Here is a 19192-nt window from a genome sequence, read left to right as displayed (position 1 = left end):
CGTTTCTGACGCGTCCAATTGGCCGAGCGCCACATCAGATGGCGCAGAGCTGGACGAGGCAGAGAAAAGAGGCGAAAGGCAGGAAATATGGGCGGATTTTTCGGGGGAATGATCGCTGGGGCGATCGTTGTTTTGATCTTGGGCGTGGTCGTGTCGCTTAAGACGCCGATGGCCAATACGCCGGTTGTCTCAACCCAAGCGCCGGCACCGACGATTTCTGAAACACCTGAGGCGCCGACTGAGGTGGCCGAAGCGGTTTCTGATGCCGATCTGGTGGAACTGGCGCCCAGTGCGCTGGAAGTCGCCGATGACGCGACGGAGGAATTGGCCGATCTATCGGGGCTGGAATCGTCGTCAGATACTCAGCCGGTTGTTGATGAGGCAGCTGAGGTCGTGGACGAACCCGAGGCCGCAGATGTAACTGAAGTGTCCGTTGTGACCGAAGCACCCGCTGCTCCGCCGGAACCCAGCCTGGCCCCATCTGTTCCGCAGGACGAAGCTGTACCAGCCGTGATCGACGATACACCAACCCCGCCCACGGAAGAACCCGAGACAACAGAGGTTGCACTTCTTCAACCGGAACAAGACCCTTTGCCACAAACGGCGGATACCGAAGAGGAAAACCCGTTTGAAAGCAGCCCGATTGCGGTGGAAGGGGATGAAGACACTTTGCCACGCAAGTTGCCGCGCATCGCAGCACTGCCCCAGATCGGTAGTGAACAGCAGGCAAGCGTCAGTTCAACGGTTGGAACACGTGTGGTTCCATTGACAGAACGGGATGGTGATCCGGTGGTCGAGGAAGCATCGGCAGAACAACCGACACCATCGGGCAAGCCAATCGAACGCTATGCGGTAAAGTTTGAGAACCCTGAATCCAAACCGTTGATGTCCATCATTCTGATCGATGACGAAGGCGCGTTCGGGACCGAAGCACTGCAGGATTTTCCATATCCGATCAGCTTTGCCGTGAATCCGTCTGACCCCGATGCAGCGGAAAAGATGGCGCGGCACCGCGCGGCCGGGTTTGAAGTCATGGCCCTTGCTGATTTGCCTGAGGCGGCGACCGCTCAGGATGCCGAGGTTTCCCTGTCTGTCTGGCTGGATACTCTGCCCGAAACCGTCGGCATTCTGGAAGGGGTGAACAGCGGAATTCACGGCAACCGCAAACTGGCTGATCAGGTTGCAGAAATTGCCGCCGGGACTGGCCGGGGATTGATCACGCAGGACAACGGGTTGAACACTGTGCAGAAACTGGCTGCCCGAAACGGTACGCCATCGGGTGTTGTGTTCCGTGACATAGATGGCGCGCGTCAGGACCCTAAAGTCATGCGTCGATTCCTGGATCAGGCGGCGTTCCGCGCCGGGCAGGAAGGCGCTGTGGTCATGCTGGGTCGGGTGCGCCCCGAAACGATCTCGGCCCTGTTGCTTTGGGGGTTGGAAGACCGGGGTAGCCGCGTGGCCATGGCCCCGATTTCGGCGGTCATGATGAAACAGGTGCAGTAAGCTGCACGACGCAAAATCGAAGTCGTATCGAAAAAAGGGCGGCGATCTTCTGATCTGCCGCCCTTTTTCCGTTTAGCTGTTTCCGTTGCCCGTGAAACGCGCGGCATCTGCCGCCGCGCGCCGGATTGCGTTGGATTTATGGACAGTTTCCATGAATTCGGCCTCTGGGTTACTGTCGTAAACAACACCGCCACCCGCCTGGATATAAAGCTTGTGATCTTTCACAATGGCTGTGCGCAGCGCGATACACATATCCATGTCGCCACCCGCGCTGAAATATCCGACGCCACCGCCATAGATGCCGCGTTTTTCCGGTTCCAACTCGTCAATAATCTCCATCGCGCGCACTTTGGGCGCGCCAGACACTGTTCCCGCTGGCATTCCCGCAAAAAACGCGTCCAGCGCGTCTTTGTCTTCGGCCAGCTCACCCACCACGTTTGACACAATATGCATCACATGGCTGTAGCGTTCGATGATGAACTCTTCGGTTGGACGCACGGTGCCGATCTTGGAAACACGGCCTGTATCGTTGCGGCCCAGATCCAGAAGCATCAGATGCTCGGCAAGTTCTTTCTTATCGGCCAGCAGATCCAGTTCGTTTGCCTTGTCTTCTTCGGGCGTCGCGCCCCGGGGGCGAGTGCCTGCAATGGGGCGAATGGTGACTTCACTGCCAAACACACGCACCAGAATTTCGGGGCTGGCACCCACGACCTGAAAACCGCCGAAGTTGAAATAGAACATGAAGGGCGACGGGTTGGTGCGCCGCAACGAACGGTAGAGCGCAAAAGGCGGCAGAAGGAATTCCTGCGTCCAACGTTGTGCTGGCACGACCTGGAAAATATCACCTGCACGGATGTACTCTTTGGCCTTTTCAACCGCTTCCATATAGCCGGACTTGGTGAAGTTCGACACTGGCGGAGCAACCTCGCGCGCATCCCCCAGATCGCGGGTCTCTGCGGGCATGGCGCGTTCCAGATCGCGTACCCCATCCATCACACGCTCGGCGGCCTGAGCATAGGCAGCCTTGGCCGATTGCCCATCGGACGCCCAGACGGGGGACACCACGGTTACCTCACCTTTGACACCGTCCAGAACCGCAATAACGGAAGGGCGCAGCATGATCGCATCGGGCAGTCCCAAAGGATCGGGGTTCACATCCGGTAGGTATTCCACCAGCCGCACCATGTCATAGCCCAGATACCCAAACAGCCCGGCGGCGGCCTGCGGCAGGTCGTCGGGCAGGTCGATGCGGCTTTCGGCCAGCAAAGCGCGCAGGTTGTCCATCGGGTTGCCATCTTGGGCCGAAAATGCCTCGGCATCGAACCGGGCTGAGCGGTTCAATTCAGATGTTTCACCACGACACCGCCAGATCAGGTCGGGTTTCATTCCGATGATCGAATAACGACCGCGTACCTCGCCACCAGTCACGGATTCCAGCATGAACGCATCTTTTTGCGCGCCGGTCAGCTTGAGCATCAGCGACACGGGCGTGTCCAGATCAGCGGCCAGCCGTGTGTAGACCACCTGATTTTCGCCCGCTTCATAAGCGCGCGCGAAGGTGTCGAATTCGGGTGTCAGGGCCATATCGGTCTCGTTTAAAAGCTCGCCTGCACGGCGTTCAGTGCCTGTTGGTCGACGACCGGGCGCGCGCGTGTCTGTGCATCGCGCACGTAAGCGTTGAAAATATTCTGTGACAGGGCCTGATTCATCTGCGCAGACAGGGCTTCACGCAGCTGGCGCAGCTCGTCCGTGTCTGCAGGTGGCAAAACCTCGTCCAGACGCACCAGCAGGGCTGCACCATTGCCACCAATGACGCGCAGCTCGCCAGGTTCCATCTGGAACACTTCATTCATGAAATCTACGGGAACGTCATCCAGAAACGCCGTGCGGGTCAGGGCGTTTTCCACGCGGAACGGCAGACCGGTGGTTGTAAAGTCGCCATCTGTGGCCAACTGAGTCATAACCGCATTCGCCCGATCTTTCAGCGCCTTGTCGGTTTCGGCCTGTATCCATGCGGCAGCCACTCGATCACGCGCGCTGTCCAAAGGCTCGGGGCGGCGCGGCAGAACCTCATTCAGGCGCAGGGCAAAGATTGACCCATCTTCGAGGAAGCCGATTTCCGGGAAATCACCGTCCTGCACCGCCTCGGCGGCGACGCGGAATCCGTCATAGGCTGCGACATCATCCGAACTCTCGCGGGTCCAGTCGATCTGACCCAGCTCCATTTCGGTCTCATCCGCCAGTTCTTCCAGCGTGGCGCCGCCAGCCAGCATATCGTTGATGTCTTCGGACTGTGCCTCGATCAGGCGGCCCGCGCGCTCGGCTGCCAGTTCTTCCCGCAAGGCCGGTTCTGCATCCTCAAAAGGCACATTGTTCGCCGCCAGAGATCCGTTGATCCGGAACAGGGCCGGACCAAATACCGAAGGCAGGGGGCCGACAACAGAATCGAGATCAGCCGCAAAAACGGTATCCGCAGCTTCGCCCAGATCATCACGGGTTACATCGCCCAGATCGATATCGTTCAGTTCAAGATCGCGGTCGCGAACCAGTTGTTCGAAAGTGGTGCCGCCGACCTCGAGCTGCGCCTTGGCATCGTTGGCGGCCTGTTCATCAGGGAAGTTCAGGCGTTCCACCAGGCGGCGTTCGGGTTGATTATATTCGTCAGAACGATCTTCATAGAGTTTCCGCAGAGCTTCTTGATCCACCTCAACGCTGTCGATCAGCATTGCGGGTGACAGGATCGCATAGGTCAGCTGCTTGGTGCGGGGCAGGGTGAACTGATCGCCGTTTTCATCATAAAAAGTCTGAACTTGCACCTCGGTCGGTTCGGCAACCGGGGCCTCCAGAGCTTCGGTGCCCACGGTCGCAACCGTGAAGCTGCGCCGTGCGCCGATGTAATCCGTCATCGCATCTGTCAGAGTCGCAGGCATCGCGACGCCACCCATGATCGCGCCCTGCACGATTGTGCGCGCCGATTCTTTGCGCAGATCCGTTTCAAACTCGGAATCAGTCATGCCAACCTGTTCCAGCTGAAAACGATAGGCTTCACGGTCAAAGCTGCCGTCCACACCCTGAAAGGCTTGGATTCCAACGATCTCTTGCTGCAGATTCTCGTCCCCAATGGAAATACCAAGCTGGCCGACTTCGTTGTCCAAAGCCGCCAATGCGGTCAGACGGGCAAGGGCGTTCTGATCCAGTCCAAGGTCACGCGCCTGTGACATTTGCAAGGGCTGGCCGGATTGTGCTTCGACTGCGCGGATTTCACGCTGCAACTCGCGCACAAACTCTTCGACCGAGACACTTTCATCGCCCACTTGCGCGACGGTTCGAACCGTACCGCTGAGATTGGTGGCGCCAAAGCCCGCTAGGCCCAGCATCAGCAGGCCCATCAGAATCCAGACAAAGGTTTTCGAAAGACTTTTTGCGCCTGCGGCCATAGTGCCCTCTTGTTTTTGCGGCAGCGTTCTGCCCTGTCGGTTGCGGCCCTGAATACGACGCACACCGCCGGGGGGCAAGCTTAGAAGGACAGGCCCTGCAACCGGTCGAACAATTGTCCCAGTCCCGCACGGTCGAGATTGGCGAACGCCACACGTACCTGCCGTCTTCCGGCGGGATCATGTTCGGGCATGAACATGGTACCGGGTAACAGCAGCACGCCTGTCTCAGCCACCAGACGGCGGGCCAGATCATCCGAAGGCATGTCGAACGGATGTTCGAGATAAGCAAAATACGCCCCAAGCCCTAAAAGACGCCATCCTTTGGCTTCAAGTGCAGGCATTCCATCTTTGATTGCAGCTCTACGGTCGAGAATTTCGTCTCGCTCACCCGCCAGCCATTGTGACAAGTTCTGCATTCCCCAAAGGGCCGCGAACTGGCCGATCTGGCCGGGGCAAATGGCGACTGTGTCGAGGAATTTCTCGACCTCGGCCAAAAGAGAACGGCTTGTTGCTATGGCACCAACCCGGTGGCCGGTCAGGCGATAGGATTTCGAGAAGGAATAGAGGTGAATCAGCGTCTCATCCCAGGCGGGTTGCTGGAACAGATCGTGGGGTGGGCCGCTGCGACTGTCGAAATCGCGATAGGTTTCGTCGACGATCAAGCGAATCCCGTTGTCGCGCGCCAGGTCATAGAACGCTCGAACCAGATCGGCGGGGTATTCCACGCCACCGGGGTTGTTGGGCGTAACCAGTGCGATGGCGCGCGTTTTCCCGGTGATCCGCTGACGTGCCAGCTCTGGATCGGGCAACAGATCGTCACCCGTCGGCAAATCCACTGTGCGCACACCTGCCATGTCCAGCCACATTTTATGATTGAAATACCATGGCGTTGGCAGAATCACCTCATCTGCCTCATCGGTGATCGCCGAGACTACAGCCGAAAACGCCTGATTGCAGCCCGAGGTGATTGCGGTCTGAGATACGTCAACCTGTGCCGCGTAATGCGCGCCGATCTGGGCCGCCAGTTCCGTGCGCAGGTCGTCATTCCCCAAAACAGGCCCGTACAAATGAGCGCTATCTTCCTGCACTGCAAAATCGGCCATCGCTTTGCGCAGCGCGAGCGGGGGCGGGTCGACCGGTGCGGCCTGGCTGACGTTTATCAGCGGACGCTCTGCGGGAAAGTTGACACCTTCCAGCCATCGCCGCGCCTCCATCACCGGAGGGGAAAAGGTGGCGCTGGTACGAGTCTGGGTCATGGCGTGCCGGTCTTATTGCGAGGCTCAGCCCCACACTCCGAGGTTTTTTGAACAGAAGAAGGGATCAGTCGGTACCGCGATAGGGCTCGACATATTGCAGTGCCATGTCCCAGGGGAAGAAGATCCAGGTGTCCTGGCTGACCTCGGTGATGAACGTATTGACCATCGGGCGGCCCTTGGGTTTGGCATAGACCGTTGCGAAATGGGCGTTGGGATACAACTCACGCACAAGTTCCAGCGTTTTGCCGCTGTCGACCAGATCGTCGATGATCAGAATCCCGGTGCCATCGCCCATCAGATCTTGATTGGGCGCTTTTAGCACTTCGGCCTCACCCTGAGCCTGATGGTGGTAAGATTTTACGCTGACGGTATCCACGGTGCGAATGTCCAGCTCTCGGCTGACAATCATCGCAGGGGCCATGCCACCGCGTGTGATGGCGACAACGGCGCGCCAGGCCCCATTGTCCGGGCCTTGCCCGTCGAGCCGCCAAGCCAGCGCGCGCGAGTCGCGATGGATTTGGTCCCAGCTGATGTGAAAGCCTTTTTCGTGTGGCAGGCGGTCCTTAGCACTCATGATCTCAGCCCTTTTCTACATCAGGTGCATCAACGGCTTTCATGCCGACGATGTGATAGCCCGAATCCACGTGCAGGTTTTCCCCGGTCACGCCGCTGGACAGATCTGACAGCAGATAGAGTGCCGACTTGCCCACATCGTCTATGGTCACGTTGCGACGCAGGGGCGAGTTATACTCGTTCCACTTCATGATATAGCGGAAATCGCCGATGCCGCTGGCAGCCAGGGTCTTGATCGGACCGGCCGAGATCGAGTTGACGCGGATGCCGTCCTTACCCAGATCCTCGGCCAAATATTTCACCGATGCCTCCAGTGCGGCTTTGGCGACGCCCATAACGTTGTAGTGAGGCATCACTTGTTCGGCACCGTAATAGGTTAGGGTGACGGCGCTGCCGCCTTCGCCCATCATCTTTTCGGCCCGCTGCATAACGGCGGTGAAGGAATAAACCGACACGTCCATAGTCAGCTTGAAATTCGCCCGGCTGGTGTCGACGTAGCGACCGCGCAGCTCGTTCTTGTCGGAAAAACCGATGGCATGAACAATAAAGTCCAACTTGCCCCATTTTTCTTCCAGCGCGGTGAACAGAGCATCGATGGATGCCTCGTCGCTCACGTCGCAGGGCAGGACGATTTCGCTGCCCAATTGTGCAGCAAGCGGGTCGACACGCTTTTTCAGGGCGTCGCCCTGATAGGAAAAAGCAAGCTCGGCCCCGGCGTCGGACAAGGCGCGGGCGATTCCCCATGCAATTGATTTGTCATTGGCCAGTCCCATGATGAGGCCGCGTTTGCCGGCCATCAACTGATTTGACATGTGTGGTTCTCCGCCTGTCTTCGCGATCTGTTGAGTTGGTGTATGCCATTGGTAGCGTTGCTTCAAGGCCGTGCGCTCTTGCCCGCAGCGGGTTCTCGCCTTAGGTTCGACATTAATACTTTCCAGGGGATGGAAATGACCGAGCGTGATGGCATCTTTGCTGGCACTGATCCGTTTGTAATAGCGGGTCGGTGGCTTGCCGAGGCTGAACAGACAGAACCGAATGATCCTAATGCGATTGCGCTTGCAACCGTCGACCCTGATGGGTTGCCGAATGCCCGTATGGTGCTGCTGAAGGAAATCGAAGCGGATTCGTTTGTTTTCTATACCAACTATGAAAGCGCGAAGGCGGCAGAGTTGGAGGCCGCGGGCAAGGCCGCGTTTGTGATGCATTGGAAATCTTTGCGGCGTCAACTGCGTGTTCGTGGTACAATAACGCGTGAAAACGGTCCTCAGGCGGATGAGTATTACGCATCGAGATCGCTAAAGAGCCGTTTGGGCGCCTGGGCGTCAAAGCAATCGCAACCGCTTTCCAGCCGAACCGCGCTGATGGCTGACGTGGCGAAAGTGACTGCAAAGCTGGGGCCGAATCCGCCACGCCCCCCGTTTTGGGGCGGGTACCGGCTGACGCCGACCGAGATTGAGTTCTGGGCCGATGGGGCATTTCGCCTGCATGACCGGTTCAGATGGCAACGTAATGAGCCGGGATCGGCATGGCATGTGGAAAGGTTGAATCCATGACGTTCACGTGTCGTGAAATGCAACGGGCAGAAAGTAAACAGTTTTTTCAGCTTGAATTTGCCTGCCGTTCCCATAAACAACAAACCCTTAACGAACTGCTAAAATTCGCGATGGGAAAACCGTGCCAGAAGACCTGAACAATATGTATCGCGTCCGTGGACACGTGAAATGGTTCGATCCTGCCAAGGGATATGGATTCGTTGTGTCCGACGAAGGCGGCCCAGATATTCTGTTGCATGTGAATGTACTGCGGAATTTCGGTCAAAGCTCAGTAGCGGATGGTGCCGGGATCGAGATCATGACGCACCGCACCGACCGGGGCGTTCAGGCGGTGGAAGTCGTCGCGATCGATCCTCCGGCGCGGACCGACTCGATGATGCTGGCTGATTTTGCCGAGCTTGACCCGGTAGATATTGCCGCCGCTCCGTTGGAAGCTGCACGGGTCAAGTGGTTCGACAAGGGCAAGGGCTTTGGCTTTGCAAATGTCTTTGGCCGCGGCGAAGACGTTTTCCTTCATATCGAAGTGTTGCGGCGTTCCGGTCTCGCTGATCTGCAACCTGGCGAAGCTCTGGCTATGCGGGTGATTGACGGCAAACGGGGCCGAATGGCGGCACAAGTGCTGGCTTGGGAAGCCGCACTGGACGGCTGAGTTCTTGATGATACGGATTCTGACGCTCTTAACCCTGTTAATCACGATATGTGCGGGTGGGGCGTTTGCAGCATGCAGCGTTGATCGTGTCACTTTAAGAAATGACAGCGCGACAATTCGATTTGATATCGAGCTGGCAGTAACGCCCGAGGAGCGTTCGCACGGTTTGATGCTTCGCGAATCCCTGCCGAATCGATCCGGGATGTTGTTTGTCTTCGATCCACCGCAAAGGGTTGCGTTCTGGATGAAGGACACCCTGATTCCTCTCGATATGATTTTTGTGGATCGCACTGGCACGGTCACGCGTGTGCATGAGGGGGCGATTCCCGGTGATCTGACCCCAATCGAAGGCGGAGATTCCGTTTTTGCAGTGCTTGAAATCAATGCCGGATTGTCCGCACGCTACTCAATTGCGCCCGGCACACAGATGCAGCATGAAATTTTTTCGCAAGGTCCTGCGATTTGGCCCTGTTAGGGCTTTTCAAATCAGATTGGCGTCGTTAGGAAGGCGCACGGTCCGGGGCGTGGCGCAGTCTGGTAGCGCACCTGTTTTGGGTACAGGGGGTCGTAGGTTCGAATCCTGCCGCCCCGACCACTTCCATCAAGCTAAGTCAGCGAGCCTCCCATTGTTTGGTAGAGCTCGCTGATGGCTTGGTCCAAGACCTTACTTTCAACTGGAACTTCGACCGCGGTGCCGGCTTTTTGCGGCACATTGAAGAAGACCTGTGCGTCCACGCGATATCCGGCGTTTGTCTTCGTCGATGTAAGACGTATGACACTTTGAGGGAGGTCTTGAGGATCGCCATCATAATTCAGAATCAGGTAGGCTGCCGCATTGGGGGGCAAGAACTCGCTGCATTCAAAAGTTTGCTTCCCGGTTTTCTCAAAAGATTCACCAGGGCCTGAACAATTGATTTCAAAGGTATCGAACAAACGCTGAGGGTAGGTTTCGAACTGTGCGCTGCGTGACGCGATGGGCACATCTTGTGGTGTGCAGGCCACGATGAAGGCGATAGCCGGAACAAAGTGAAACAACTTCATTCGTTTGAACCTTCTGACACCTGAGCGAACCATCCGGCGCAAATCGCAGGTCAGTTAGACCAAGTGAAGATGATTCTCTTTCACCTTAGTCAGTATGGCATTGGTTGATCAAATGCAGATAACTATGCTGGTAAACACGGGAATTCGTTTTGAGACTTCGAAATGTCGGCGGAATTTTGCCGTGGACGAAGCTGTGGAGGAATCGGAACCTGCGGATGGGCGGGCTTCCGCAGCGCTCAGGTCAACAAAAAAGATTTCAAAAATGGCTGAAAAAGGGCGTTGACCTTCTATGGTAACATACGCCAAATTGTATGAGCCAACGAGAGTGCCACAATATCTGGTGTCCAAACCGGAACAGGCAGCGGGCGAGGGTCGGACAAGCACAAAAGATTAACGTGCAGCCGCAATAGCGGTTTTTAAGCTGTCTCAGACAGTGACCAATACCTTTGCGAGCTCTTCTCTGGGCGTTGCGGGCGACACCCAGCAACACAAGATTTGGTGTCGGGAATCGAAAATTGAGCTGTTTTAATCAGGGCTGCGGACATGAAGATTGAGAGAAGTTTTACCAAACCAGATCAGGATGCTTACGCAGAACTGGATTTTGTGTCCGCAACGTCTGAAATCCGAAATCCGGACGGTACAATTGTTTTTCGTCTCGACAATATCGAAGTGCCCGCAAGCTGGTCTCAGGTGGCCAGCGACGTGATCGCGCAGAAATACTTCCGCAAGGCAGGCGTTCCTTCCAAGCTGAAAAAAGTAAAAGAGAAAGACGTTCCCGAATTCCTGTGGCGCTCGGTCCCTGCGGATGGCGCTGAGTTCGATGGGGAGACATCCTCGAAGCAAGTTTTCGACCGTCTGGCCGGCGCGTGGGCGTATTGGGGCTGGAAGGGTGGCTATTTCTCGACCGAGGATGACGCGCGCGCTTACTTTGATGAGATGCGCTTTATGTTGGCGACACAGCGCGCCGCGCCGAACAGCCCGCAGTGGTTCAACACCGGCCTGCACTGGGCCTATGGCATCGACGGCCCGGCGCAGGGGCACCACTATGTCGATTACAAAACCGGCAAGTTGACCAAATCGAAATCCGCTTACGAACACCCGCAACCACACGCGTGTTTCATTCAGTCCGTTGATGACGATCTGGTGAACGAAGGCGGCATCATGGATCTGTGGGTGCGCGAGGCGCGCCTGTTTAAATATGGCTCGGGTACCGGGACCAACTTCAGCCATCTGCGTGCAGAAGGCGAGGCGCTGTCGGGTGGCGGCAAGTCCTCGGGCCTGATGGGCTTTCTCAAGATCGGCGACCGCGCCGCTGGCGCGATCAAATCAGGCGGAACAACCCGTCGGGCAGCAAAGATGGTAATCGTCGATGCAGATCACCCAGACATCGAGAAATTCATCGAATGGAAGGTGATTGAAGAGCAGAAAGTGGCCTCGATCGTTGCCGGATCGAAGATGCACGAGAAGATGCTGAACGGCATTTTCGAGGCCATTCGCACATGGGACGGTGTAGCTGATGACGCTTATGATCCCAACGCAAACGACGCGTTGAAGAAGGCGGTTCGCGAGGCGAAAAAGGTTGCGATCCCTGAGACTTACATCAAGCGTGTTCTGGATTACGCCAAGCAGGGTCACGACAGCATCGAATTCCCGACCTACGACACGGACTGGGATTCGGAAGCCTACAGCTCGGTCTCGGGTCAGAACTCGAACAACTCGATCCGCGTGACAAACGCGTTCCTGACCGCTGTCCAGAAAGACGCCGATTGGGAACTGATCAACCGCACCGATGGCAAGGTCGCCCGTACCGTCAAAGCGCGCGATCTGTGGGAAAAGGTCGGCCACGCGGCCTGGGCCTGCGCCGATCCGGGCATTCAGTTCCACGACACGGTAAACGAGTGGCACACATGCCCCAAAGACGGTGAGATTCGCGGTTCGAACCCGTGCTCGGAATACATGTTCCTTGATGACACGGCCTGCAACCTTGCGTCAATGAATTTGCTGACCTTCCTGAAGGATGGTGAGTTCCAGGCGGCCGATTACATGCACGCCTCGCGCCTGTGGACCTTGACGCTGGAAATCTCGGTGACCATGGCGCAGTTCCCGTCGAAGGAAATCGCCCAGCTGTCTTACGACTTCCGCACGCTGGGTCTGGGTTATGCCAATATTGGCGGTCTGCTGATGAACATGAGCTACAGCTATGACTCGGATGAGGGGCGGGCGATCTGCGGCGCGCTGACCGCGATCATGACCGGTGTGGCTTATGCAACCTCGGCTGAAATCGCCGGTGAGCTTGGCCCGTTCAAAGGTTACGAGCGCAACGCCGACCACATGCTGCGCGTCATCCGCAACCACCGCCGCGCGTCGCAGGGTGTTACGGATGGCTATGAGAAACTGGCGGTGAAGCCGGTGCCGCTGGACCACGGCAACTGTCCGGATAAACGTCTGGTCGATCTGGCCATGTCGGCCTGGGATGAAGCGCTGAGCCTTGGTGAGAAGAACGGTTATCGCAACGCGCAGGCCACCGTGATCGCCCCGACCGGCACCATCGGTCTGGTGATGGATTGCGACACCACCGGCATCGAGCCTGACTTTGCGCTGGTCAAATTCAAGAAGCTGGCCGGTGGCGGTTACTTCAAGATCATCAACCGCTCGGTGCCCTCGGCACTGGAAAAGCTGGGCTATTCCTCGTCTCAGATCGAAGAGATTGTGTCCTATGCAGTTGGTCACGGTACCATTGGTAACGCGCCGGGGATCAACCACACCTCGCTGACCGGTCACGGCTTTGGCCCGAATGAACTGGCAAAGGTGGACGCCGCGCTGGAAAGCGCCTTCGACATCCGGTTCGTCTTCAACCAATGGACACTGGGAGAGGACTTCTGCACCGGAGTACTGGGCATCCCGGCGACCAAACTGAACGATCCGACTTTCGATCTGCTGCGCCATCTGGGCTTTACTCGTGCAGATATCGAGGCAGCCAACGATCACGTTTGCGGAACCATGACGCTGGAAGGGGCGCCGCACCTGAGGGAAGAGCACTATTCGATCTTCGACTGCGCGAACCCGTGCGGCAAGAAAGGCAAGCGTTTCCTAGGGGTTGATAGCCACATCACCATGATGGCGGCGGCGCAAAGCTTCATCTCGGGGGCGATCTCAAAAACGATCAACATGCCGAATGACGCGACCATCGAGGATTGCCAGAAAGCCTATGAGCTTAGCTGGTCGTTGGGTGTGAAGGCCAACGCGCTGTATCGTGACGGCTCGAAACTGTCGCAGCCGCTGGCGGCTGCACTGGTCGAGGATGACGATGAAGCGGCAGAAGTGCTGGAAAGCGGTTCGATGCAGGAAAAGGCCGTCGTCCTGGCAGAAAAAGTGATCGAGAAGGTTGTGGTCAAAGAGATCATCCGCAGCCATCGTGAGAAACTGCCGCATCGCCGCAAGGGGTATACCCAGAAGGCAATCGTTGGTGGCCACAAAGTATACCTGCGGACAGGTGAATTCGAAGACGGTCAGCTGGGCGAGATTTTCATCGACATGCATAAGGAAGGCGCAGGCTTCCGGGCAATGATGAACAACTTTGCCATCGCGGTCTCGGTTGGTCTGCAATACGGCGTGCCGTTGGAAGAGTTTGTTGACGCCTTCACCTTCACCAAGTTCGAACCGGCGGGGATGGTGCAGGGTAACGATTCGATCAAGAATGCGACGTCGATCCTGGATTATATCTTCCGCGAACTGGCCGTGTCTTATCTGGACCGCACCGATCTGGCCCATGTGAAACCCGAAGGTGCAAGCTTTGATGATTTGGGTCGCGGTGAGGAGGAAGGTGTCTCGAACGTCTCAGAGATCAGTGAAACTGCGGCATCCAAGTCCTTGGAAGTGCTGAAACAAATCAGCTCAACCGGCTACCTGCGCAAGCGCCTGCCGCAAGATCTGGCTGTGTTCAACGCGGGTAAGGCCGAGCTGGGTGGTATGGCTGAAACGGCCGCTGCCTTCGAAGCTCCCGTCGTGGAAAGTGCTGTAGCCACGGGAATGGACGCCCGCACCAAAGCCAAGATGCAGGGCTACGAAGGTGACCCTTGTGGCGAATGCGGAAACTACACGCTGGTGCGCAACGGCACTTGCATGAAGTGCAACACCTGCGGCGCGACAAGCGGGTGTAGCTAAAGAATAACGCCCCGGCACCCCGGGGCGTAGGGGTCGGACGCTGCCCTTGGTTACCGACCCCGACGAATACGGAGTAAAGGTCTGAGACTTACCAACTGACCTTTCTCCACTCGGTCGACATGCCCGTGTTGGCCGGGAACAGGGTGGGGCGGAATATTTGCTCTTTCCCACTCTTTCACGGGGCGGGTGCGCTCGCCCCATGCGCAGTCCAGGCCGCAGGCAAAAAAATACCGGGCGGTCAACGAAATGAGCCTGGAAGGCGAAACTGACAGGGGGCTTCGGCCCCCTTTCTTTTTGCGCCGAGGTGCCCGGATAAGCGTGCTCTTGCCGGATTAGGCAGTATGTGTCGGGCCAGACCCGCCGAAACGGGTCTGGCGGAGTTTTGCCCGGCGGCGCTTTGCGACTCCGACTCGGGCAAACACGCAAGGATTGGCGCGAATCCTTGGTGTTCGCGCAAAACGGGTGACGCCTTCGGTGTTACGGTGTTTCTGGGGCCTGTCCGGACGAAGACATAATCAACCTAATCAGGAGGCACCAACATGAAACCGCAGTATTTAATTGGAATGTCCATCGCGGCAATGACCCTGCCGGGAATGGTCTTGGCCCAATCCACAGCCGATGCCAATGGCGATGGCGTTCTCACCATCGAAGAAGTTCAGGCCGTTGTGCCGAGCGTGGACGCAGATACATTTTCGACGATGGACGCCAACGGCGACGGAGCGTTGGACGCAGATGAAATAGCCGTCGCTCAGGAAGCGGGGCTACTTCCGCCCAATAACGGCTGATCCGGTGGGCGGCCCGAGTATCTTCGGGCCGCCCTTTCGCGTGCTATGCGGGCAAATGAATGTTGAACTTTTGCCGAAGCTCTGCGTCCAGAAGCGGGTCGAACTTTGCCGCTGACGGGGCAGACAGGATCTCTTCCTTGCGGGCTATTGCCTTTTCGATCAGATCCGGTTTGCCAAGTTCCACCCATTCCTTGGGGGAAGAGCGGTCGCCGAACGTTGGATAAACGTAATCGGCCTGCATCCGGCTAAGCGTTGCTTCCGTTCCCAGATAATGACCCGGGCCACCCATGCAGACTGATGCGATCTGATCCAGGGCCAGAGTTTCGTCCGACACTTCGATCCCGCGGACACAGCGTTGTGCCTGACCGATCAAATCGTCGCTGAGGATCAGGCTTTCGAAGCAGAAGCCCAGCAGAGACGCGTGCATACCCGCAGCCTCATACACCATGTTCAACCCGGACAGACCTGCCATCACGTTCGAACACATCTGTTCCCATCCGGCCTGCATATCCGGAAGCTTCGAATCCGAAGCTCCTGCGGCCGCACCGCCGGGCAGGTCGTAGAACCGGTGCATCTGAGCGCAGCCCGCCGTCAGCAAAGCCTGTTCGCCAGACCCGATGGACATCGCACCTGTCCGCAAGTCCAGACCAAAGGGCCAGGTGCCAAAAACAGCAGGGGCGCCGGGCTTTACGGCGTTTACATAAACCAGTCCTGCCAGACATTCAGCGGTCGCCTGCGCAATTGCTCCGGCTATGGTCGAAGGCGCAGTGGCACCGGCCATCCCGGCGGACAATAGCAGAACCGGCATACCGGCCTTGATGCATTCCTCCATCACTTCGCAGCTTTCGGTCGCGAATTTCATCGGCGGAACCACAAAGCAGTTCGAGTTCGAAACAAACGGCCGCTCGCGGTATTTGTCTTCGCCGCCCGCGATCATGTAGATCATCTCCATCGCAGGGGCGACGTGGCTGGGTTCGGTGAAAGATGTGCCGATATGTTTGAAGGTTCCGGAACAGCTGGCGTAGATCGTGTTCAGGTCCATCTCGAGGTTATCCGCGATGTCGCGGCAGACCATTGGGCGTTGAACAAAGTGTATGTTGTCAAGCTGTTGGCAGATACGAGCCGCGTCATGCAAGTCTTGCACGGTTGAGTCGCGATATTCACGTCCGTGAACGTCGACCATGGATACGGCGGCTCCAGCCGTGCCGTAATGTACTTTGGTTCCCGTCAGTTCCAGATCGGTTTTTCCGTCCCGGCTGTACATAGTGACCGAGCGGTTTGCCTTTGCAATCGTGTCTTCGACCAGGGCACGCGGAAACCGGATGCGGCCATCGTCGCCCAGGGTGCAGCCAGCTCCGACCAGATAATCGATGCCGCTTTGGGGTGCATCCGCCAACCCGATCGTCTCAAGAGCGGTCAGGGCGGCCTCATGGATGCGTTCGATCTGTGCCTGTGTCAGAACATTCAGAACGCCGCCTTCCATTCCGGGGCGTACAGGGCGTAAATGCTCGGGCAGGGCGGTTGCACGGGCGGCGCGACGCGCGGCGCGGCCGCCACTGCGGGATGTGTTGCGGGATTGGTCGTTCATTTGGGTTTTCCGGTCGTTGAGTGCTGTCGTGGGGTGCAGGGAAAACGCCTTTACGGCCGTCCTCGTGCGGCACGCCCACGATCCGCACCGATGGTGCGGCTGATCAAGCTGATCTTCCAATCGTGGTCAGTCATTCTGCCTCTCAACATTTGATCCGACGTTTTCAAAATAAAGCAACGCAATCTGTCCTGTTTGCGACCTCTGCTTGATTTTGCGACCTACACTGTGTGCCATCTTCAGGATGAAAGCGGGTCGGTGCGGATTTTCTCCCGTTTTGGTAGAATTCTGTTATAGTACCTTCACTTACTATTGAACGTTGTGACCTTTGAATTGAATTCTGACGGAACGGATCACAGATTACACTGAGATTGCATCTTTAGATCGAAACAAGAGCGGCCTAGCTTTGAAACCGGTTCGGAAACCCCTTTCTGCCCTGATCGCAGCGACCCTGATCGCTGGCGCAAGCCCGAGTTTGGCTGAGGATTGGACCGGTGGATATGTGGGCCTCAGCTTTGGATATGCTGATGCGGATGGGCCAGGAGGGGCCAGCGGTGACGATACCGCTTTTGGGGCCCATGTGGGCTACGATCTGGATTTGGGGAATTTCGTCCTGGGCGGAGAACTGGAATACAACCGCCTATCGCTGGATCTGGGGTCGTCCCAGGGTAGCCTGGACAGCATGACCCGCCTGAAGCTGCGCGGTGGATATGATTTCGGCAGCGCATTGGGATATGTGGTTGTCGGCGCGGCACGGGCTGAAACCTCGGTCGACAGCGATACAGCCGCTGTCTACGGCATCGGCGTAGCCTATCCGATAGGTGAGAACTTTGTAATCAGCGGCGAGGCGCTGCGGCAGAATTTCGACGACGTCACCCGTTCCAGCGGCAGTTTGGATTCCAACGTCTTCAATCTGCGCACCACATTCCGATTTTGACGGCTATTCCGCAGCGTGACGCTGCGCAAGCTGCTCTGCAAAAGAACACAGCGTGGTCAGGGCGCTTGCGAAACGCTCATCTTCGACGGTCATGGCCACTCGAATATGCCCAGCGGCGGCTGAACCAAAGCTCTCTCCCGGCATGACGGCAATGGTGTGCGTATCTAATAGGGCATTGGCAAAATCTTCCCCTGACAGCCCGGTTTTGCGAACGTCCAGCATCAGGTACATCGCGCCTTGCGCTGGCACCAAACCAACGGTGGATTGCGTCTGAAGAATATCCATGGCCAGTGAACGCCGACGGCGGAACGGGGCAGCGATCTTCTCCTCCAGCTCGGGTCCAGCGGTCAGTGCGAAACTGGACGCGTCCTGAATGAAGCCAGGCACGCCATAGGTCGTGTGAGTGGCAAGATTAATCAGATGATCGATAACCTTTTCGGGGCCCACGATCCAACCACAACGCGATCCTGTCATGGCATGAGACTTGGACATCGATCCCACAACGAGCGTCCGATCCGCCATACCGGGCAAAACGCGCGGCGACAGGTGCTCGCCCTCCCAGACCTGCGTATCGTAGACCTCATCCGAGATCAGCCACAGGTCGCGCCTCTGACAGACCTCGGCTATCGCTTCAAGCGATTGACGGGAATAGACCACTCCGGTCGGATTGTTGGGTGTGTTGATCAACAGTGAAACGGCATCGGTAGCCGCTGCATCGATCCATTCAGCGTTGGGTTGAAAGGCATCTTCTGCCGCGGTCGGAACCGCGCGGGCAACTGCTCCGGCCCCGCGAATCGTGCCTGGGTACGTGGCGTAATAGGGGTCAAGGAACAGGCCCACATCGCCCGGATCACATACAGCCATATGGGCCGCAAACAAGGCAGATTGGCCGCCGGGCGTGATCATAACATTGTTGCGCGTTGTTGGAACGCCCGTCCGCGTTTGCACCCGTGCCGCAACCGTGTCGCGCAGAAGATTCGTTCCGGGCACCATGGCATAGCCGGTGTGCCCCTCGCGAGCCGACAAGGCCATCGCATGCAGGATCGACGGGTCAGTTCGGACATCATGCTCACCGATCGTCAACTCGGTGACGGCATGTCCCTCGCTCAGCATCCGGCGCGCCCGGTAGAACACGTCCCATCCATCACTGTCGCCGGTCAGATGCGTGATGCGCTCAGAAAGTTTCATAACAATGCCCCTGGACTCATTTCCGTTGAATGGGGCAGAGCAACAGAGTTTTGTCAATCAGCTTCGCGGCGGCAATGTCGCCTGTAGCTTTTTTGTGAGGGACGCGCGGACAATGTCGTAAGACACCGTCAGGCGATGGCGCAATTCCTCGGGCTCTGCGTCAAACGGTAGACGTACCCAACTGCGGTGGAAATAGGGGGCTTTCACCCCCACGCCGGCATCAATCACCATCTGTGCCGTTTCGACGTCGGGCGTTTTGACAGAAACCCCGTCATTTGCCGTGCCGATACAGGCGAACATTTTGCCGCCGACTTTCCACGCGTCGTGCCCGCCGCCCCAGGGGTCTGACAAATCGGCCCCGGGGAATTCTTTGCAAATCGCGTTGATGTAATCTCGATCCATGATCTGCACGCTGACTTAGACTACGCGCAAACTCAATACTTGGCTTGAAGATGAACCCGTGCTAACCGAGGGGTATGAACCCGGTGACCTGCATCATTATCTGCTGCATTACCTGCTGA

The 19192-nt window shown here is 57.4% G+C and carries 16 protein-coding genes and 1 tRNA gene; 8 read left to right on the top strand and 9 right to left on the bottom strand.

The window, feature by feature from the left end:
* The first annotated feature begins 87 nt into the window (after positions 1-87).
* A complete protein-coding gene (locus AC2FLD_RS01635; protein WP_496669754.1) occupies positions 88-1503 on the top strand; it encodes a divergent polysaccharide deacetylase family protein in 1416 nt (471 codons plus the stop codon).
* 72 nt (positions 1504-1575) lie between these two features.
* Here AC2FLD_RS01635 and trpE read toward each other — a convergent pair whose 3' ends face one another.
* The 5 genes from trpE to fabI form a co-directional block, all read right to left on the bottom strand.
* Positions 1576-3087 (bottom strand): anthranilate synthase component I, encoded by a 1512-nt coding sequence (gene trpE, locus AC2FLD_RS01630; protein WP_496669755.1) that lies wholly within the window; start codon positions 3085-3087, stop codon positions 1576-1578.
* Between the two features lie 11 nt (positions 3088-3098).
* Positions 3099-4940, bottom strand: coding sequence for a peptidylprolyl isomerase (locus AC2FLD_RS01625; RefSeq protein ID WP_496669756.1), 1842 nt, complete (start codon positions 4938-4940; stop codon positions 3099-3101).
* 80 nt (positions 4941-5020) lie between these two features.
* Complete coding sequence (locus tag AC2FLD_RS01620; RefSeq protein ID WP_496669758.1) at positions 5021-6196, bottom strand: aminotransferase; 1176 nt, start codon at positions 6194-6196, stop codon at positions 5021-5023.
* Positions 6197-6260: 64 nt separating this feature from the next.
* A complete protein-coding gene (gpt, locus tag AC2FLD_RS01615; protein ID WP_050602350.1) occupies positions 6261-6770 on the bottom strand; it encodes a xanthine phosphoribosyltransferase in 510 nt (169 codons plus the stop codon).
* Positions 6771-6774: 4 nt separating this feature from the next.
* Positions 6775-7581, bottom strand: a complete 807-nt coding sequence (fabI, locus tag AC2FLD_RS01610) for an enoyl-ACP reductase FabI (RefSeq protein ID WP_050602351.1) — start codon at positions 7579-7581, stop codon at positions 6775-6777.
* Positions 7582-7716: 135 nt separating this feature from the next.
* Here fabI and pdxH point away from each other — a divergent pair, with 135 nt between their 5' ends.
* From pdxH to AC2FLD_RS01590, 4 genes are all read left to right on the top strand, one after another.
* Positions 7717-8322, top strand: a complete 606-nt coding sequence (pdxH, locus tag AC2FLD_RS01605; protein ID WP_050602571.1) for a pyridoxamine 5'-phosphate oxidase — start codon at positions 7717-7719, stop codon at positions 8320-8322.
* 142 nt (positions 8323-8464) lie between these two features.
* Positions 8465-8971, top strand: a complete 507-nt coding sequence (locus AC2FLD_RS01600) for a cold-shock protein (RefSeq protein ID WP_371255944.1) — start codon at positions 8465-8467, stop codon at positions 8969-8971.
* Between the two features lie 7 nt (positions 8972-8978).
* A complete protein-coding gene (locus AC2FLD_RS01595; protein ID WP_496669761.1) occupies positions 8979-9446 on the top strand; it encodes a DUF192 domain-containing protein in 468 nt (155 codons plus the stop codon).
* Between the two features lie 43 nt (positions 9447-9489).
* Positions 9490-9566 (top strand) — tRNA-Pro (locus AC2FLD_RS01590).
* Between the two features lie 11 nt (positions 9567-9577).
* On the opposite strand, the gene AC2FLD_RS01585 is transcribed toward AC2FLD_RS01590, so the two are convergent.
* Complete coding sequence (locus AC2FLD_RS01585) at positions 9578-10012, bottom strand: hypothetical protein (protein WP_496669765.1); 435 nt, start codon at positions 10010-10012, stop codon at positions 9578-9580.
* A 543-nt stretch (positions 10013-10555) separates the two neighbouring features.
* Here AC2FLD_RS01585 and AC2FLD_RS01580 point away from each other — a divergent pair.
* A complete protein-coding gene (locus AC2FLD_RS01580) occupies positions 10556-14176 on the top strand; it encodes a vitamin B12-dependent ribonucleotide reductase (protein WP_496669767.1) in 3621 nt (1206 codons plus the stop codon).
* A 539-nt stretch (positions 14177-14715) separates the two neighbouring features.
* Complete coding sequence (locus tag AC2FLD_RS01575; protein ID WP_083445164.1) at positions 14716-14961, top strand: EF-hand domain-containing protein; 246 nt, start codon at positions 14716-14718, stop codon at positions 14959-14961.
* A 43-nt stretch (positions 14962-15004) separates the two neighbouring features.
* On the opposite strand, the gene AC2FLD_RS01570 is transcribed toward AC2FLD_RS01575, so the two are convergent.
* Entirely contained in the window at positions 15005-16549 is a 1545-nt protein-coding gene (locus AC2FLD_RS01570; RefSeq protein WP_496669769.1) for a trimethylamine methyltransferase family protein, read from the bottom strand.
* Positions 16550-16952: 403 nt separating this feature from the next.
* Here AC2FLD_RS01570 and AC2FLD_RS01565 point away from each other — a divergent pair, with 403 nt between their 5' ends.
* A complete protein-coding gene (locus AC2FLD_RS01565; protein ID WP_496669771.1) occupies positions 16953-17483 on the top strand; it encodes an outer membrane protein in 531 nt (176 codons plus the stop codon).
* A gap of 3 nt (positions 17484-17486) precedes the next feature.
* On the opposite strand, the gene AC2FLD_RS01560 is transcribed toward AC2FLD_RS01565, so the two are convergent.
* Positions 17487-18671, bottom strand: a complete 1185-nt coding sequence (locus AC2FLD_RS01560; RefSeq protein ID WP_496669773.1) for a pyridoxal phosphate-dependent aminotransferase — start codon at positions 18669-18671, stop codon at positions 17487-17489.
* A gap of 57 nt (positions 18672-18728) precedes the next feature.
* Positions 18729-19073, bottom strand: coding sequence for an MmcQ/YjbR family DNA-binding protein (locus AC2FLD_RS01555; RefSeq protein ID WP_496669775.1), 345 nt, complete (start codon positions 19071-19073; stop codon positions 18729-18731).
* Positions 19074-19192: the final 119 nt, after the last annotated feature.

This window comes from Ruegeria sp. CDSA021, assembly GCF_059612325.1.
Note: the sequence above shows the minus strand (reverse complement) of the source record. Positions and strands in the feature narration are given on the sequence as shown.

Bases quoted from the DNA above. Each gene is read 5' to 3' on its own strand.
- AC2FLD_RS01570 (WP_496669769.1), bottom strand. From the start codon at position 16,549: ATGAACGACCAATCCCGCAACACATCCCGCAGTGGCGGCCGCGCCGCG.
- AC2FLD_RS01620 (WP_496669758.1), bottom strand. From the start codon at position 6,196: ATGACCCAGACTCGTACCAGCGCCACCTTTTCCCCTCCGGTGATGGAG.
- AC2FLD_RS01595 (WP_496669761.1), top strand. From the start codon at position 8,979: ATGATACGGATTCTGACGCTCTTAACCCTGTTAATCACGATATGTGCG.
- AC2FLD_RS01560 (WP_496669773.1), bottom strand. From the start codon at position 18,671: ATGAAACTTTCTGAGCGCATCACGCATCTGACCGGCGACAGTGATGGA.
- pdxH (WP_050602571.1), top strand. From the start codon at position 7,717: ATGACCGAGCGTGATGGCATCTTTGCTGGCACTGATCCGTTTGTAATA.
- AC2FLD_RS01555 (WP_496669775.1), bottom strand. From the start codon at position 19,073: ATGGATCGAGATTACATCAACGCGATTTGCAAAGAATTCCCCGGGGCC.
- AC2FLD_RS01635 (WP_496669754.1), top strand. From the start codon at position 88: ATGGGCGGATTTTTCGGGGGAATGATCGCTGGGGCGATCGTTGTTTTG.
- AC2FLD_RS01580 (WP_496669767.1), top strand. From the start codon at position 10,556: ATGAAGATTGAGAGAAGTTTTACCAAACCAGATCAGGATGCTTACGCA.
- AC2FLD_RS01625 (WP_496669756.1), bottom strand. From the start codon at position 4,940: ATGGCCGCAGGCGCAAAAAGTCTTTCGAAAACCTTTGTCTGGATTCTG.
- fabI (WP_050602351.1), bottom strand. From the start codon at position 7,581: ATGTCAAATCAGTTGATGGCCGGCAAACGCGGCCTCATCATGGGACTG.
- AC2FLD_RS01600 (WP_371255944.1), top strand. From the start codon at position 8,465: ATGTATCGCGTCCGTGGACACGTGAAATGGTTCGATCCTGCCAAGGGA.
- gpt (WP_050602350.1), bottom strand. From the start codon at position 6,770: ATGAGTGCTAAGGACCGCCTGCCACACGAAAAAGGCTTTCACATCAGC.
- AC2FLD_RS01585 (WP_496669765.1), bottom strand. From the start codon at position 10,012: ATGAAGTTGTTTCACTTTGTTCCGGCTATCGCCTTCATCGTGGCCTGC.
- AC2FLD_RS01575 (WP_083445164.1), top strand. From the start codon at position 14,716: ATGAAACCGCAGTATTTAATTGGAATGTCCATCGCGGCAATGACCCTG.
- trpE (WP_496669755.1), bottom strand. From the start codon at position 3,087: ATGGCCCTGACACCCGAATTCGACACCTTCGCGCGCGCTTATGAAGCG.